This is a genomic window from Streptosporangium sp. NPDC000239 (genome assembly GCF_040300765.1).
Lineage (GTDB): Bacteria > Actinomycetota > Actinomycetes > Streptosporangiales > Streptosporangiaceae > Streptosporangium.
Window position 1 is genome coordinate 793375 of sequence record NZ_JBEPEI010000002.1, and the last position, 16458, is coordinate 809832.

Below are 16458 nucleotides of genomic sequence, written 5' to 3' on the forward strand. Positions count from 1 at the left end.
CAGCGCATGACGGATGCCAGGGTGACGCCCGCGAGGTGGCGGTCGGCGAGCTTGTCGAAGCGCGTGGCGATGACTCACCACCGCTTGAGCTTGGCGAAACACCGTTCCACGAGGTCGAGGACGGCCACCCCGGCTGCCCTTGCTCTGCGATTGGCGATCTGGTCTCTTCGCTCGGGAATGACCGCCTGGATGCCGCGCCGTCGCAGGCGCAAACGGGTCTCTTGGAGGAGTGGCCCTTGTCGCCCGGCAGGCGATCGGGGCGGGTGCGGGGCAGGCCGGTGCGGCGGCGCATCCGGAAGGCGGCCATGACCGCGTCGAAGGCGGTGCGGTCCGCGATGTCGCCGCCGGTCAGGTGCGGGGTGAGTGGTATGCCTCGGGATTCGGTGATCAAGTGGAGTTTGGTGTTAGCTCACCCCATCGCACCACAAACGACCGTCTAGCCGTATCCGCCATGATCATCTATTGGACATTCGCCTAGCATGTGTGATCATCGAGACAACATGTAGACAACGAGGAGAGCTCTGCGGATGGCTCGTCCTGAGAAGCCCTTGGACCCTGAAGCGGGGCCCCTGCAGGCTTTCGCCTTCGACCTGCGGAGACTGAGGGAGAAGGCCGGCAGCCCGTCCTACCGCAAGCTCGCCGAACACGCCCATTACTCGGCCGCCGCACTCGCCCGTGCCGCAGCCGGGAACGCGCTCCCCACCCTGGACCTGACCCTTGCCTATGTGACGGCCTGCGGCGGCGATGTCGAGGAATGGCAACAGCGCTGGCACGCCATCGAGAATCAGCAAAGACCTCCGACCACCGCCGAACACATCTCAACCCCCTCCCCGACAACGCCGTCTCCCAAAGAGACGCCTCCCGAGGAGACACCGCCACCGGCCGAAGATGCGCCGCAGCGACCAGCGGGACGTGGAAGACGGTCCTGGCTGATGACGCTGGGCGCCGCCACCCTCCTCACCGTCGGCACGACCGTCGCACTGGTCGTCTGGCCGGACGGCCCCCCCTCCATGAACTGGGCCAACGCGTCCAACGTTCTGCCACCCCCCGACAAACTCGGCCAAGCCTTGGTTGACGGCGCCGATCCCAAGCGAGCGGGCTGCCCGGATGCGGTGACGGCGGTCGGCCAGGAGGTGTGGCTCGGCTCGGTGGCTTACGGCACCCTGGAGCTCAGATACTCACAGAAGTGCGTCTCGGCCTGGGCCCGGCTGAACCCCTACGGTTCTCTGATCAACAACTCGTCGCAGGGCATCCGGATCCGGCTGGAGACGTTCCGTCCGGACGACAGCACCGCCAGCCGTGTCGACGAGGCTTTCCTCAGGGATCAGCACTGGGCGGGAATGCTCCGCACCGACAAGGGATGCGTGAAGGCCCGTGGACAGATCACCATCGATTCGAACGCCTCTGAGGTAGTGGAGACCATCTGCGTGAAGCGGTGACACACGGGCAGCGCGGGCACGTTCGGGGCTCAGCCGGCCGCCGCGGCCGGGCTCCTGCTCAGCGTTGACGCCGCCTACTGATCGGGAAATGTGGGCGTGATCCGAGGGCGGGTGCCTGCTATAGGCCGTTTGTCCAGGTGGCAGCCTGGAAGCATGAGATTCTCCGATAGAAGCGGAGGACTGTCCGCGCGAGAACGGGACCGGCGCGAGGCGTTGCGGTTCCAGGCCGCGGACATGTTCGCCGGAAAGATCCCGCCACCGCGGGTGGCCCGACCGCTGAACATCACCCGCGCATCCGCCTACGAGTGACACGCACTGTGGAAGCGGGGCGGCAGGAACGCGCTGACCTCCGAAGGCGCCGCCGGGACCGGGTGCGAACCCACCGACGACCAAAGGCGCCCTCGCGCGCGGCTGAGCCGATCGGCGCTGGACGAGCGCGTCGCCCTGCTGATCGCCGAGGGGGTGCCTTCGCGACCGGGCGGCATCGGGACGGCCTGCCGTACCCGCCGGTGTATCGGCGACGGTCCGGCTCGTGCCGATGCTGAGCGGATCGACCAGGTGTGGGCGGGACGGTGCTCTACTTGAGGTGGAACCTCTTCATGGTCTTCAGGAGGCTCGTCAGGGTGTCGGCGTATTTGTCGTAGGTCATCCCGAGGATGGGTTCGAAGCCGAGCCAGGAGGCCTGACTGGCTATGGTCTGCGCCTCGGTGAACCTCAGCAGGCCCTCGGAGCCGTGACGACGACCCAGGCCGGAGGACTTCATGCCCCCCATGGGCGCGTCGTAGGAGGCGTAGGCGGCGCCGTACCCCTCGTTGATGTTGACCGTCCCGGCCTTGACCCGGGCGGCGAGGGCACGGCCCCGGGCAAGGTTCCCGGTCCAGATCGAGGCGTTGAGGCCGTAGGCGGTGTCGTTGGCCCGCTCGACCGCCTCCTCCTCGTCGCCGACGCGGTAGACGGAGACGACGGGGCCGAAGGTCTCGTCACGGCACAGCGCCATGCCGTCCTCGACGCCGGTCAGGATCGTGGGCTCGTAGAACAGCGGGCCGAGGTCGGGGCGCGCCTTTCCTCCGGCGAGGACCTCGGCTCCCTTGGCGACGGCGTCGTCCACGTGGGCGCAGACGGCGTCGAGCTGGCGGCGGGAGGTGAGCGAGCCCATCTGCACGGCCCAGTCGAGGCCGGAGCCGAGCTTCATGTTCCTGGTCTGGCGGACGAACCGGTCGACGAAGGCGTCGTACACGGCGTCGTGGACGTAGAGCCGTTCGATGGAGATGCACAGCTGCCCGGCGTTGGTGAAGCAGGCGCGCAGCGCGCCCTGGGCGGCCACGTCGAGGTCGGCGTCGTCGAGCACGATCATCGGGTTCTTGCCGCCGAGTTCGAGGGAGCAGCCGACCAGCCGGGAGGCGGCGGCCTCGGCGATCTTCCTGCCGCCCCGGGTCGAGCCGGTGAACGCCACGTAGTCGGCCTCGGCGATCAGCGGGTCGCCGACCTCGTCAGGCTCGCCGAGGACGACCTGCCAGATGTCGCGGGGCATCCCGAGGGAGACGAGCAGGTCGATCGTCCACAGCGTGGACAGGGCGGTCTGGGTGTCGGGCTTGTGGACCACGGCGTTGCCCGCGAGCAGGGCGGGGACGAGGTCGGTCACCCCGAGGGACAGGGGGTAGTTCCACGGGGAGATCAGCGCCACGACGCCCTTGGGGTGGCGGGTCTCGGTCACCTTGGTCGCCATGGGGAAGATGCCCGCCCTGCGCCGGGGGGCGAGGAGGGCGGGCGCGCGCCGTACGTAGTGGAGCGTGCAGCCCGCGACGTCGAGCACCTCCTCGAAGGCGTGCCTGCGGGCCTTGCCGGTCTCCCACTGGACCACGTCGAGGATCTCCTCGCGCCGGTCGAGGATGGCGTCGTGCAGCAGCAGGAACGGCCTGGCCCGCTCGTGCACCGGCAGCGCGGCCCACTCCCGCTGGGCCGCGCGGGCCTTGGCGTACGCGGCGCGGACGTCCTGCGCGGTCGAGACGGGCATGTCCGCGAGGGGTTCCTCGGTGAACGGCGCGACGATCGTCCGTTTCCCTCCACCGGAGGTCACCTGCTGAACGACGCGTGCGATCATCGCCGGGTCGAGGGTCCGGTTCACACCGACAGTGACAGCCATGTTCGAAGAGTATTCCGGGTGACCGCCGCTGACTACCGGGCGGTAATGGCATGAACCGGACGCGATGACGATCCGTGTAGGGGGCATGAGGACATCCATTCGTACGGCGGGCGCCGTCACTCTCGCCGCCGCGCTGTTCACCACGGGGTGCAGCGGTTCGACGGGGTCGGCGGACGGGGAGAGCCGTACGGCACCGGTCGTGGAGCTGGGGAAGGTCAAACTGGTCTCCTACAGCGGCTGCGACGACATGCTGGCCGGGCTGCGGGCCGCGGCGGCCAAGCAGGTCGGTCCGTGGGGGTTCGGGGGGCCGCAGATCATGTACGCCCGTTCCGACGTCGCCGAGGCCAAGGCCATCGGGTCGGGGCAGGACCAGGCGAACCAGGAGCACTCGACCACGAACACCCACGAGGCCGGGGTCGACGAACCCGACATGGTCAAGACCGACGGCAACCGGGTGATCACGGTGAACCGCGGGGTGCTGCGGGTGATCGACGCCGCGACCAAGAAGATCACCGGAACGCTCAAGCTGGTCAGCCCCGAGCAGTCGTGGGCCCCGGCCGACCTGCTGGTCAGCGGGGACAGGGCGCTGGTGCTCTTCTCCGGCGGCGGGATCATCCCCTACGGCGCCGTGGCCAAGCAGGCGCCGAGCCCGGGACCGCGTTACGTGCTCGTCGACCTGTCCGGGGAGCCGAAGGTCATCGGCTCGCTGACCCCGAACGGCTCGCACGTGGACGCCAGGATGATCGGCTCGACGGTGCGGATCGTGGTCCGCAGCCAGCCCGACATCCCCTTCCCCGACCTGGGCCCCAAGCTCTCCGAGCAGGAGAGGACCCTGAAGAACAGGGCGACCGTCAACGGCGCGCCGATCACGGCGTGGCTGCCGACGTTCGAGACGGCCGACGCCAAGGGTGTCTCCGTCAAGAAGTCGGTCGGCTGTGAGCGGGTCAGCCACCCCGACGACTACACCGGCACCTCGCTGCTGACCGTGCACACCCTCGACCTGTCCCAGGGGCTCGCCGACACCGCGCCGATCAGCGTCGCCGCCGACGGCGACACGGTGTACGGCACCGGCACCAGCCTGTACGTGGCCAGCAACCCGCGCTGGTGGTGGTGGCCGAGGCCGATCGACGACGTCGTCCCGATGGAGGACGCTCCGACCGGCACCCCGGCCGAGAGCGGCTCCGCGCAGGCTCCGCAGGTCGAGCCGACGCAGGAGGACCCGTCGGCTCCCCCGGTCGATCCGTCGGCCGACCCGACTCCCACCCCTGAGGAGACGCCGAAGCAGCCGCCGGAGGAGACCGAGATCCACCGGTTCGACATCAGCGCGCCGGGAGCGCCCCGTTACGTCGCCTCGGGGAAGGTGTCGGGACGGCTGATCAACCAGTACGCCATGTCGGAGTACCAGGGGCACCTGCGGGTCGCGACGACCACGAACTCCACCGTCTTCCGCTCCGCCGAGAACAGTTCGAGCACCGTCCACGTCCTGAAGGACGACACGCTGGCCAAGGTCGGCGAGATCGGCGGCCTGGGCGACGGCGAGCGGATCTACTCGGTCAGGTTCATCGGCCCGGTCGGCTACGTGGTCACCTTCAAGCAGGTCGACCCGCTCTACACGCTCGACCTGAGCGACCCGGCCAACCCGAGGAAGACCGGCGAGCTGAAGATCACCGGTTACTCCGCCTACCTGCACCCCGCCGGTGACGGACGGCTGATCGGCATCGGCCAGGAGGCGAACACCGAGGGCCGTACGCTCGGCACCCAGGTCTCGCTCTTCGACGTGAGCGACCCGGCCAACCCGCGCCGTCTGTCGCAGATGTTCCAGAAGGACTCCGGCTCGGAGGCCGAGTGGGACCCGCACGCCTTCCTGTACTGGGCGAAGACGGGCATGGCGGTGCTGCCGCTGAACACCTGGGACGGTACGGCGAACACCACCGGCTCCGCGCTGGTCCTCAAGATCGACGACTCCGCCGTCACCAGGACGGGGACCGTCGTCCACCCCAAGCCGAAGCCCGTGAAGAAGGGTGAGCCGATCCTGTTCGACCCGACCGTCCGCCGCGCGGTCGTCATCGGCGACGGCCTGTGGACGTTCTCCGAGCAGGGCGTGAAGGTCAACGCCATGGACGGCCTCGCCGAGCGGTCCTGGATCCCGTTCGACTGACGGTACGGCGGCACGCCCCGGCCTTCCCCCGGGGCGTGCCGGCTTCCCCACGGCGTTCTGGTCTTCTTGGACCCCTCGACTCGCGGCCTGGGGTGTGCCGTCACGGTTCCGGGGCCTTTTCCCGCTTTCACAGCCCGCTGGGACTCTCTTTCACCGCCCGTCGGGACGTGCTTTCACGGCCCCGCTGGGACGTGCTTTTACACGGACATATCCCCCTTTACAAGATCTTGTCAGGTCACTTCGGGGGGTGTTACCTCTTGCGCAACGCACGTGACCCACGTGCCGCATGGCCAACGACGGCCAACTCTGCGCAGGAGGATCGGTGTCGACCAAACCCTGGTTACGCATCACCGTCATAGCCGCCGCGACAGCGGCGCTCGCACTTCCCCTCCCGGGACTCGCCCAGGAAAAGCCCGGCGGGCAGGCCCAGGGAACGCACGACTTCCAGGCCGAGGAGCACGAGAAGCCCGACCTGGACAACCGCAGGGGCACCGTGGCCCCGCCCGCCTCGCTGGCCAAGGCCGCGGGGGCGACGATCCGCTGGAACTCCCTGGGCACCCCGGCCGTCGTCACCGGCGCGCTGGACACGGCCGCGGGGGTCGTACCGCTCGCCGAGGGTCTCGGCGCCGACCCCGAGCAGGCCGCCCGCGCCTACCTCAAGGCCAACGAACCGCTCTTCGGCCTGTCCACCGAGGAGGTGGACGCCCTGGAGAAGGTCGCGGCCAACCCCATCGGGGACGGCCACGCCGTACTGCTCCGGCAGCGGTTCGGTGGCCTGTCCGCCGGTGTGGACGGGCAGGTCGCGATCGGCGTGGTGGACGGCAAGGTCCTGCACGTCACCTCGACCCTGGCCCGTTCGAGCGCGGCGCCGCCCGCCGCGAGGATCACCGAGCAGCGGGCGCTTGAGGTCGCCGCCGCCGACGGTGCGATCGACCTGGCCACCGCGAGCGTGAAGAAGGTCACCCTCGTCGCGGTGCCCGCCCCCGACGGCACGCACAGCGCCTTCCAGGTCACCCTCATCGGTGGCGGCCAGGGTGAGGCCGCCGCCTACACCACCCACGTGGACGCGGTCAGCGGCGAGATCCTCACCCGCGAGAACCTGGTCGACCACGCCTTCCAGCCGGACAACCCGCGCTGGAAGGGCTTCACCGCCAACCCTCCGGCCGACTACTCCTCGACCGACAACCGGGTGACCTGGTGTCTCAGGCCGGGACGCGGCTGTGACCTGGCGCCCGTCGGCGACGCCGCGACCGGCAAGGCCTGGGACGTGGACCACGCCACGGGCACGCCGAGCGGCACCAGCGTCGGCAACTCCGCCAAGACCTTCGAGAACCGCGCCAGCAACGATCCCTACACCGTCGGCACCCGCAGCAACGTGGCCACGCCCTCCCGCGAGTACGCCTACCCGTGGACCAACACGTGGTACAAGGCCAAGTGCGACCCCGCGACCTTCGACCGGCCCGGCGAGGCCGACCTCGAAGCGGCCATCGCGAACCTGCACGTCATGCACAACCGGATGCACGACTGGTCCTACAAGCTCGGTTTCACCGAGACCGCGTGGAACATGCAGAGCGACAACGGCGACCGCGGCGGCCTCGGCGGCGACCCCGAGCAGGGCAACGCCCAGGCGGGTGCCAGGGACCTCACCGTCCGCGACAACGCCAACCAGATCACCGGCCCCGACGGGCTCGCGCCGATCACCAACATGTACCTCTGGCAGCCCATCGCGGGTTCGTTCTACGCGCCGTGCGTGGACGGCGACTACGACATGTCGGTGATCGGGCACGAGTACACCCACGCCATCTCCGGCCGCATGGTCGGCGGCCCTGACGCCGGGTGGAGCGGCGCCCAGGCGGGTGCCATGAACGAGAGCACCTCCGACCTGTTCGCCATGGAGTACCTCTTCGAGAACGGCTTCCGCCCCGCGGGCGACACGCCGTACGTCACGGGTGGCTACGTCACCGGCGACAAGAAGGCCGGAATCCGCAACTACGACATGTCTAAGTCACCGCTCAACTACAGCGACATCGCCTACGACCTGGTCGGGCAGCAGGTGCACGCCGACGGTGAGATCTGGACCGCCACCCAGTACGACGTGCGCCAGGCCTTCGTCGACAAGTACGGCAAGGGCGTCCCGGCCCAGCAGCGGGCCTGCGCCGACGGCGTCCTGTCCGTCAACCACTGCCCGGGCAACCGGCGCTGGGCGCAGGTCTCCTTCGACGCGCTGCTGCTGATGGCCTCCGGGTCGGTCAGCTACGTCGACCATCGTGACGCTCTGCTGGCGGCCGACGCCATCCGCTTCGGCGGCAGGGACAAGGACATCATGTGGCGGGCCTTCGCCGAGCACGGCCTCGGCAAGGGCGCGGCGAGCAACGGCCCCGGCGACCCCGACCCGACGCCCAGCTTCGTCGACCCCGAGGGCAGGAACGGCAAGGTACGGCTCGGCCCGCTCGTCGGCGCCGGGGACGCCAAGCTGCGCCTGTACGTCGGCGACTACGAGGGCCGCGCCGTACCGGTGGCCGACACCGACCCGGCGACCCCGCTCGGCGACACCGCGGAGCTGACCCCCGGCACCTACGGCTTCCTCGTGGTCGGTGAGGGCTTCGGCCACACCCGCCTCAAGCTGACCGTACGGCCCGGCAGGACGCTGGCCGTGCCGTCGGTCCTGGGGCGCAACCACGCCTCCGCCGCCCTGGGCGCGACGGCCTCGGGCGACGGCGTGAACCAGGCCAAGCTGATCGACGAGACCGAGGCGACCGACTGGGCCTCGCTCACCGGGCCGGTCAAGGGCAGGTCGGTGACCGTGGACCTGGCCGGGACCGCGCCGGTCACGATCCGCAGGGTCCAGGTCAGCTCCCTGCTGCGGCCCAACGTCAACGACCCCGCCGACCCCGGCGGCCAGAACCGCTTCAGCGCCCTGCGCGCCTTCGAGGTGCTGGCCTGCGACGCGACCAGGAAGGACTGTTCCTCCCCCGCGTCGTACTCGGTCGTCTACACCAGCCCCGCCGACGCCTTCCAGACCCGTCTGCCGCGTCCCCGCGCCTCGGACCTGATCATCAAGTCCTTCCGCATCCCCGCGACCACCGCGACCCACCTGACCCTGCGGGCCGTCTCGTCCCAGTGCACCGGCAACCCGCTCTACGCCGGTGAGCAGGACAACGACCCCAACTCCTCGACCGACTGCGCCACCGCCAGCCCCCTGCGGGACCAGCTCAGGGCCGCCGAGTTCCAGGCCTTCTCCCGCTAGACCGTCCTGTCCGACGGAGCCGGGAAGGGCGGCTCCGGCCCCTGACCTTCCGACGCGCCGCTGAAAGCCCTCGAACCTCGGGGGCTTTCAGCCCGTTCGGACGCCGGTTGGCCGGTAGACGGTGGTCTGCCGCTCGCGGGCGGCGAGCGCCGCGGGGATCCGGGCCGCCGTGGCGGAGGACAGCATCGTGACGGCCCTGTCCACGGGCACGAAGGCGTGGTCGTCGAGCTCGGCGGTCTGCAGGCGGATGGGGGTGTCCCTCAGCGTTCCGCCGTCGAACAACAGGTGGACGAGGGGACGCGTGCGATACCCGTACGGCGGAGCCCAGTCCACGGTCAGGAGCCGGCCGAGCCGGATGGAGATCCCGAGTTCCTCGCCGAGTTCGCGGACACAGGCGTCCTCCGGGGCCTCGCCCTCCTCTGCCATCCCCCCGGGGACCAGCCAGTAGGGCTGGTAGTTGGGCTTGACCAGCAGGACATGCCCGTTCTCGTCGGTGATGAGAGCACCGGCGGCGACGTGCACGGTGGCGAGCCCGGCGTAGTAGATCTCCGGCTCGACCCAGGTGGACGACGCGGCCGGGACTGTGGGATCGGTCATCGGGTGATTTTTCCCTTCTCCTGCCGACTCTTCACATCGCCGGGAGCCCACCCGTTCCGAGCCGTCACGAGGGGCGTTCGTGGATGGCCTTTCGGGTTTGGCGGGGGATGTCGATCTCCGGGCGGTGGCCGAAGAGGTTGTCCACGAGTCTGGCGGCGGCCGCGCCGTCGGCCGGGGGCCGGAGGTCCGTCACGAAGGCGCGGTAGCGCTCGCCGTAGTCGGCCCGCACCCCGTCGAGGTCGCGTACGGCCGCCGCCACCTCCCGCGTCGTGCGCAGCAACGGCCCGGGGGCCAGGGACTCCAGGTCGAAGGAGAAGCCGCGTACCTCGTCCCGGTAGTGCTCGAAGTCGTAGGTGTACAGCAGGATGGGCCGTCCGGTGATCGCGAAGTCGAACATCGCCGAGGAGTAGTCGGTGACGAGCACGTCGGCGACCAGGTAGAGGTCCCGGATGTCGGGATAGGCCGTGACGTCCAGGACGAACCCCGTCCCGGCCCGGGGAATCCGGTCGAAGGTGTTGGGGTGCCTGCGTACCATGACCACGTGGTCGTCGCCGAGGGCGCGCCACAGACGGTACAGGTCGAGACGCAGGTCGAAACGGGAACGGCCCTTGCCGTGGTATCTGTCGTCGCGCCAGGTCGGCGCGTACAGCACGACCTTCTTGCCCTCCGGCAGGCCGAGCCGTTCCCTGACGGCCGCGGCGGCACCAAGGGCGGCAGGACCAGAGGCCGTGGGACCACAGGCACCGGAGGCCACGAGCCCGGATACCGCGGAGCCGGAGGCCCCGGGGCCGGGGGGTGTCATGGGTTCCGGAGGCGCCACCAGGCCGAGGGGCGCCCCGGGATCGAGCGCCACGGAGCCGGGGACAGCGGAGCCGGGGCGGGCCAGGGCGTCGTCGCGGGGGCTGCCGGTCTCCAGCACCTCCCCCTCGAAGCGGAAGGCCTCACGCAGGACCCGGGTGCTCCACGGTCCCTGCGTGACCAGGTGGGTCCACTGCCCGACCTCCCTGGTCAGCCGTTCCATGTGGATCGGCGCGGCCAGCGGTCCCCTGTCGATGCCGAAGCCGACCCGTTTGGGGGTGGCCCCGGGCCAGGTCTGCACGACCACCTGTCCCGGTCTTCGCCGGAACCACCTGGGCAGTGAGCCGTCGGTGACGACGTACCTGCAGGTCGCCAGCGCCTCGAAGTGCTCGCGGGTCGAGGTCGCGACCTGCGTGACCGTCTCCGGCAGCGTCACCTGACGGTCCCTGACGTGCCAGAGGAACTCAAGGGCGGTCCCCCGGCGCCGCAGTTCCTCGTAGATCGCCCTGGGGTCGCCGCAGAAGCCCCGGCCCGCGCGGCTGTCGAAGAGAACGGCCTCACGCAGCGGCTCCTCCTCCCGCAGCCGGACGTGGAACCGGTCGCGCAGCACCCTTCTGTCCCTGACGCCCTGTCCCTCGCCGCGCAGGTCGCCGCCCACGGTGAGGGTGGGCACGCCGTCCCCACCGGTGTCGAAGGTCACCTCGCGCCACGCCCCGGTGTGGGTGACCGGCCCGCCGAGACGTGACAGGAGCCGCCGTTCACGTCCTCCCGCCCGTACGGCCAGGCCGTACGCCCCGGCGGGCAGGGGAAGCCGTCCGGCGAGGGTGGCGACCTCGCCCGGGGTGATCGTGACGGTGAAGCGCCCGCAGGACACGCGCAGCGGGAAGGTGTGTTCGTCGAAGCGGCTGCGTGAGGTCACGACCAGGTGGGCGGGTTCCGTCCCGGCGGCGGTCCCGGTCAGTTCCAGGTCGCCGTCCCGCGTCCACTCGGCCCGCAGGACGTGGTAGGCGTGGGCGTGCGCACGCAGGACGAGGGCCCCGGAGAGGGAGGGGCCCACGGTGAGGTCGCGGCCCGCGTGGCTGTGACGGCTCCCGGCCACGGGGTCGGCGGCGACGGAGCCCGCGCCCGCCCCCTCGACCTCGATCCGCCACTCGGCCGGCACGTCGAGGAGCGTGGCCTCCGGGTTCGAGGCGGGCAGCGCGGGCAGCCGGGAGGTCAGCAGTTCGCCCAGTTCGACCATGGACAGGAAGCGTTCACCCATGACGTCGACGGGGAAGCGGTGTACAGCCCCGCCTCCGGCGTGGGAGACCAGCAGCACGGGGTCGGGGCCCGGGTCGTCGGCGACGTGGCCGGCCAGCAGCAGCCGGTCGTCGTCGAAGGAGCATCCGGTGACCACGAGCCGGTCGCGTTCGACGCGGACGCGGAACTCCCCCGACTCCGTCCAGTGGGGCCACAGCCGTACCCCCGGGCGTGGCTCGTGGTGGCGGATCGGCGTCTCGACCGGGCCGTGCCTGCGCAGCCGGTCCCGCCTGAGCATGCCGCGGTGCACGATCCACAGGTCGACGTGCCAGTCCGTCCCGGCGGCCAGTTCGTCCGCGTCGACGGAGAGGCTGAAGCCGCACCAGTCCTGTTCCTCGCGGGAGACCAGCGAGTCGGCGGGAAAGACGGAGACGGGGACCCTGACGCCACGGCCCGTGTCCCGCCTGACGAACCAGGCGAACACGTGCTGGTGCCTGCGTTCGCGCGGGCTGAGGTACCTCAGCGTCACCCGGCCGTGCACGTGGAGCCTGCCGGCCTCCCAGCGGACGTCGTCGATCCGCTGGCGGGGTTCGAGTTCGCCGCGCAGCCGGGTCACCCTGGAGGGAAGCGGCACGGGGGCGGCGAGGTGGTGACGGCCGCGGCGCCTGACGGCCTTGGCGTCCGGCGGGGCCGTACGCTCCCATTCGAGGAGTTCGATCAGTTCGGACATGCGGCGTTCGCGGACGAGGCGCCAGCGGGCCCGTTTCTGCGCGGGCAGCCGCGCGAAGACCTTCGGCCCCGCGTCGTCGAGATACTCGCGCGCCAGGTCGAGGAAGCGCCGCCGGAAGTCCTCCCCGCCCCGTTCCAGCGCGGGCAGGAAGACCGGCAGGTCGCCGTCGAGGACGGTCAGGTCCCAGGCGGGCACGTGCCTGGCGCGCCCGGTGGTGAGCAGGAAGTCCCGTACGGCGCGCACCGAGGCGAAGCGGTCCTCGACGCCCCTGACGTGCGCGCGGTCCTGGGTGATGGACAGGGAGTCACCGTCCCGCTCCCGCCACAGGTAGATCGGGCAGGCGAGCACGTCCACGGCCTCGGCGAGGAAGTGGGCGGGCAGGGCGACCGAGGTGTCCTCGTAGAGCACGCCCTCGGGGAAGCGCAGCCCGTGCTTCTCCCAGAACGAGCGCCGCCACAGCTTGTTGGTGACCAGGCGGTCCCGCAGCAGGATCTGCGCGCGGGTGACGTGGGTGCGGGCGAGACGTTCGGCGAAGGCGTCGCGGTGCATGTTCGACTGCCAGGCTCCCCTGCCGTTGAACCGGTGCACGTTGCCCGTGACGAGGTCGGAACCGCTCTCGGCGAGGGCGACCGCCATGGTCTCCAGCGCGTACGGCGGAAGCATGTCGTCGCTGTCGACGAAGGCGAACAGTTCCCCCGAGGCGGCCCGCAGTCCCGCGTTGCGCGCCGCGCCGAGCCCGGCGTTCGCCTGGCGCACCAGCAGGAAGCGCCCGTCCCGTTCGGCGAACCGCGCGGCGATCTCCGCGCCCGCGTCGGGGGACCCGTCGTCGACCATGACGACCTCGATGTCCCGCCAGGTCTGGCAGGCGAGTGATTCCAGGCAGGCCGCGAGGTACGGCTCCACGTCGTAGATCGGAACGATCACACTCAGAGCTGGCATGGTGTGGACTCCCATGGCTGGAGTGGACGGGATCCGGCATTCCGGCCTGCCCGGTTGAATGTCGTCTGCCCGGTTCTCATCCCGGACGGCTCCCGCCACGGGAGCGGGAGTGCCTGCTGCGGCGGATGCCCGCGACGGTCAGCGCCCTCCTGGCGGCCCTGCTGAGGAAGCGGTACAGCCCCCGGGCGGGGGTGCGGGCGAGTACGGCCCGCAGCCGGGTCCTCTTCCGCTTGCGCCGTTTCGCCTTGGCGGAGGTCTTGGCAGAAGCTTTGGCGGAGGCTTTGGCGGGCTTCTTCTCCTCGGCCCGTTCCATCGGCAGCAGGCCCCAGGTCTCCCCGTCGAGCCACTGCGTGCCGAAGGTGGCCTCGACGAGGTCCTCCAGTTCGGGGCCGCCGCCCCGCTCGGCGAGCAGTCCGGCGCGGCCGAAGGCGGCCGTCCTTTCGAGCCTGGCGGCCACCACCCCGCCCGCTCCCGTGTCGCTCCGTTCGGCCAGCGCCAGGGAGACCAGCCCGTAGCCGTTGTCGTCGGCCAGCCGTACGAGACGGGTCAGGCAGTCGGCCGCGGGCACCCAGCCCGGGGGGCAGGCGAATCTGAAGGGGGCGGGGAAGGCGCTCTCCGCCACGCTCTCCACGAGTTCGACACGCCTCTCGTGCGTGTAGAGCTCGTGGACGAGCCGCAGGTCGACGGTCGGGTCGTCCAGGGGCGCGCGGCGCCCGTCCCGCAGGGCGGACCACGGCCCGGCGACGGCGATCCTGACGTCGGCGACCGAGCCGCGCAGGAACCCGTCGACCGTGGCGCGGACCTGCTCGTAGGAGGCGTCCCCCACCTCGACCACGACCTCGACGTACGGCACCGCCCACTGCCTGACCGGGGGTTTGCGCAGCCACCTGAAGGTCGGCACCCGGTTGGCCAGGAAGACCCAGTTGTGCCGTTTGACCTCCTGCTCCCTGCGCATCACCGTGGAGGCGCCCAGGTGGCGGCTGCGGGACTCCCGGTCGGCGACGAAGACGGCGCCGGCCTGCGCGAGGCGGTAGCCGAGTTCGGTGTCCTCGGCCAGGACCAGGGAGGTGTCCATCCCCCCGGCGCGGCGCAGCAGGGAGGCGGGCAGGGACGCGCTGGCGCCGACGTGCACCTTGAAGGCCTCGAAGCGCGCCTCCCGAAGCCCGGCGGTCCGCTCGATGTACTCGCTGGTCCAGGTGTCGGTGACGTTGCTCTCCGCACCCCCTGTGTCCCCCGCGTCCTCCGGGGAGGCGTCCTCGAAGAGTTTCTCCGTGGTGCCCGCGCTCACCGCGGCGTGCACCTCGGCCGGGGTGAGGCCCGGGTCCCAGGTCGCGACCATCTTGAACGTGCCGAGCACGGTGAGGTAGTCGGCCAGGTGGTGCCAGCGCATCTGCGCCTCGACCTGTTCGCGGAAGAGGACCATGTCGGCGTCGAGCCAGTGGATGACCTCGCCCTCGGCCACGTCGGCCCCGCTCTGGCAGGCCCAGGCGCGCCCCCACCCGCCGGGACGGCTGCGCACGAGGCGGGTGCGTTCCGGGACGATCTCAGGCAGCGGCAACGGAGGTTCGGCGCCGTCGTCCACGACGACGACCTCCATCAGGTGGCTCGGATAGCTCTGCGCGGCCAGGCTTGCCAGGGTCAGCGGCAGAGTACGGCTGCGGTGGACGGGGACGACGACGCTGACCGTACGGCTCGGCGTCCACGCTCCCAGCACGGGGGGTGTCACGACGCCGAAGTCGTTGAGCCGGATCAGCGGCTGCGCCCCCCGCACCGGACGGGCGCGCGAGTCGTGCATGTTCATGGGCCCCTTCATCTATGCCTTGTCGCGCTCTCCGGTCGTGGAGAGCGCTTCCGTTTCCATCAGGGGGTTGGCGTGGAATCCCCTCCACTGCCGCCTGAACGACCGCAGGAAGGCGTTGATCGGCTCCTGCCAGGTGTGGCCTGAGGCCTCCCGGCGCCGGAGGATGTAGTTGAGGCCGTGGGTGCGGTAGACCCTGCCTCCGGCCGCGGTGACCGACTGCAGCAGCTGGCCGTCCACCGTGCGCGGGATCGGGCGGAAGCCTCCGGCGTTGTCGAACGCCGCACGGGACAGCAGCATGGTTCCGCCGGCCACGACGCCGGTGTACAGCTCGGTGGCCATGTCACGGCGTACGGTGACGCCGATCCGTTCCAGGTAGACGAACTCGGGCGCGGACCCGACCAGGTCGGCGCCGGAGTACCGCTGGGCGAGCAGCAGGTCCGACAGGTGGCCGGGGCCGTACCAGTCGTCGTCGTCCATCTTCGTCAGCCAGGCGCCCGAGGCCCGCTCCGCGGCCTGGTTGAGCGCCTCTCCGAAGACCATGCGCGCGTCGGCCTCGATCACGGTGATCGTCCCCTTGTGGGCGGCGACGGCCGCCGCGACGTCCGGGTGGTCGGCCCGGAAGCCGTGCAGGGTCAGGACGACCTCGACCTCGGGGCCGCGTTGCCTGCCCGCCTGCCGCAGGGCGAAGCCCACCATGTCGGGGCGCCGCGTGCACAGCAGCACGGAGACCGTCCCCGGCCCGGGGACGCGCAGGCCTCGCGCGGCGGCGAGCGAGCGCCACCTGCCCTCGACGCCGTGCAGGTCGAGCGCGAGGCGCCGCAGCCTGACGCTGTACTGCTCGCGGTCCAGGGCGTCGGTCAGCCGGGAGACGCTGAAGCCGTCCAGCAGGTCGGCCAGTTCGGCGCCGAGCAGGTCGCGCCAGGCCCCGGTGGGGGTGGCGACGACGGGGACACCCGCGGCGGCCAGCCCGCAGACCGTACGGGCGAGGCCGAGGGCTTCGGCGGCACTCCCGGTGAGGCCCCCGGGATCCACTGTGGGATCCGCTGTGAGGTCGACGGTGACGCCCGCGAGGCCGCGCAGCCGGGAGACGTCGGTGTCGGTGAGGGCGCCGGACGGCGGGACGCGCACCACGACGTCCCCGGCGGCGATCTCGTAGGCCCCCGAGCGTGCGGTCAGTTCGGCCACGGGTCCGTCCGCGGCGGGCAGGAACCCGATGGGGCAGACGGAGCGCTCGTCGATCGGCGCGAGCAGGTCGGGGGGGGGGGGGGGGGGGCGCCGGGGGGGGCGGCGCCCGAACCCCCCCCCCCCCACACCCCCCGCCGAGACCCGGGCCATAAACGCGCCGAAACCCCCCGGGCGGAGCCGGG

General features: G+C 71.2%; 10 protein-coding genes. 5 read left to right on the plus strand and 5 right to left on the minus strand.

The window, feature by feature from the left end; translation table 11 throughout:
• Positions 1-229: 229 nt before the first annotated feature.
• The 3 genes from ABT340_RS09095 to ABT340_RS09105 all read left to right on the plus strand — a co-directional run bounded on the left by ABT340_RS09095 (position 230) and on the right by ABT340_RS09105 (position 1748).
• On the plus strand, positions 230-478 hold the full coding sequence (locus ABT340_RS09095; protein WP_352010145.1) for a hypothetical protein: 249 nt from the start codon (positions 230-232) through the stop codon (positions 476-478).
• Between the two features lie 49 nt (positions 479-527).
• The gene (locus ABT340_RS09100; RefSeq protein WP_352010146.1) at positions 528-1439 is read left to right on the plus strand and encodes a helix-turn-helix domain-containing protein; all 912 of its coding nucleotides are present in this window, start codon (positions 528-530) and stop codon (positions 1437-1439) included.
• 153 nt (positions 1440-1592) lie between these two features.
• The gene (locus ABT340_RS09105) at positions 1593-1748 is read left to right on the plus strand and encodes a hypothetical protein (RefSeq protein ID WP_352010147.1); all 156 of its coding nucleotides are present in this window, start codon (positions 1593-1595) and stop codon (positions 1746-1748) included.
• A gap of 268 nt (positions 1749-2016) precedes the next feature.
• Here ABT340_RS09105 and ABT340_RS09110 read toward each other — a convergent pair whose 3' ends face one another.
• Positions 2017-3582 (minus strand): succinic semialdehyde dehydrogenase, encoded by a 1566-nt coding sequence (locus ABT340_RS09110; protein ID WP_352010148.1) that lies wholly within the window; start codon positions 3580-3582, stop codon positions 2017-2019.
• 85 nt (positions 3583-3667) lie between these two features.
• Here ABT340_RS09110 and ABT340_RS09115 point away from each other — a divergent pair, with 85 nt between their 5' ends.
• Together ABT340_RS09115 and ABT340_RS09120 are read left to right on the plus strand one after the other, a co-directional pair.
• The gene (locus ABT340_RS09115) at positions 3668-5740 is read left to right on the plus strand and encodes a beta-propeller domain-containing protein (protein WP_352010149.1); all 2073 of its coding nucleotides are present in this window, start codon (positions 3668-3670) and stop codon (positions 5738-5740) included.
• 322 nt (positions 5741-6062) lie between these two features.
• A complete protein-coding gene (locus ABT340_RS09120; RefSeq protein ID WP_352010150.1) occupies positions 6063-8987 on the plus strand; it encodes a M36 family metallopeptidase in 2925 nt (974 codons plus the stop codon).
• Between the two features lie 87 nt (positions 8988-9074).
• Here ABT340_RS09120 and ABT340_RS09125 read toward each other — a convergent pair whose 3' ends face one another.
• The 4 genes from ABT340_RS09125 to ABT340_RS09140 all read right to left on the minus strand — a co-directional run bounded on the left by ABT340_RS09125 (position 9075) and on the right by ABT340_RS09140 (position 16276).
• Positions 9075-9584 (minus strand): NUDIX domain-containing protein, encoded by a 510-nt coding sequence (locus tag ABT340_RS09125; protein WP_352010151.1) that lies wholly within the window; start codon positions 9582-9584, stop codon positions 9075-9077.
• A gap of 64 nt (positions 9585-9648) precedes the next feature.
• Entirely contained in the window at positions 9649-13290 is a 3642-nt protein-coding gene (locus ABT340_RS09130; RefSeq protein WP_352010152.1) for a bifunctional glycosyltransferase/CDP-glycerol:glycerophosphate glycerophosphotransferase, read from the minus strand.
• Between the two features lie 76 nt (positions 13291-13366).
• Positions 13367-15091, minus strand: a complete 1725-nt coding sequence (locus ABT340_RS09135; protein WP_352010153.1) for a glycosyltransferase — start codon at positions 15089-15091, stop codon at positions 13367-13369.
• A gap of 12 nt (positions 15092-15103) precedes the next feature.
• Positions 15104-16276 carry a glycosyltransferase family 2 protein gene (locus ABT340_RS09140; RefSeq protein WP_352010154.1) on the minus strand — a complete coding sequence of 391 codons (1173 nt, stop codon included), beginning with the start codon at positions 16274-16276 and terminating at the stop codon, positions 15104-15106.
• Positions 16277-16458 lie beyond the last annotated feature (182 nt).